Raw genomic sequence first — 750 nt, 5'->3', positions numbered from 1 at the left:
GCTGCACCGGTCACCGCCACCACATCACCGACGTCCAGGCCCAGCCTGTCCAGGGCCAGTCGCGCGGTCAGCCCGTTCATCGGCAAGGTGGCGGCCTCGGCGAAGCCGGTGTTCGACGGCATGGGCGCCACGGACTCGGCCGGAACCGCCACGCGTTCGGCATAAGCCCCGTGTGAGCCGCGCGGGACGATGATGGCCATGACGCGATCACCGACCCTCAGATCGGTCTGGGTCTCGGGGCCGATCTGTTCGATGACCCCGGCCGCATCCATGCCCAGCACATACGGTCCCCCGGCTGTCCCCGCCCGCCGCTGCCGGGTGCGCCCGGTGAGGTCGGTAGGGTTCACCGCGGCCGCGTGAACACGAATCAAGACCTCGCCCTCGCCGGGAACGGGATCGGGAAGCTCGATCACGTCGAGGACGTCCGGGTCACCGGGGGTATGGAATCCAATTGCCTTCATACCCGTGGCAACACGGCCCCTCAGAGCACTATTCCGGCCACTGACTTCGCCCGATGAATCCCCGCGCCCCTCTGCGCTGCTGTGTGCGATCGACCCCGGTGCTGGCCGTGAACGGTGAACGCACCACGCGGCCACCCGGTGTGGGCGCGGGCCACGGACGGGCCCAAGACACGCCAGTGCCCGGTCTCGAGATGGAGACCGGGCTCCGGCGCGCAATGGGAGGCTAGGGCTTGAGGACGACATTGCTGCAGCCGTCTTCCTTCTTCTGGAACTTCTCGTACATCGCCGG

The 750-nt window shown here is 68.4% G+C and carries 1 protein-coding gene; it reads right to left on the bottom strand.

Translation table 11 applies throughout. The features are described 5' to 3' along the window. The coding region (locus RF645_RS13000; RefSeq protein ID WP_368819245.1) for a zinc-binding alcohol dehydrogenase family protein at positions 1–413 on the bottom strand (413 nt) is incomplete at its 3' end. Between the last annotated feature and the right edge of the window lie 337 nt (positions 414–750).

It is taken from the genome of Kocuria sp. CPCC 205260, assembly GCF_040981045.1.
GTDB lineage: Bacteria > Actinomycetota > Actinomycetes > Actinomycetales > Micrococcaceae > Kocuria > Kocuria palustris.
Note: the sequence above shows the minus strand (reverse complement) of the source record. Positions and strands in the feature narration are given on the sequence as shown.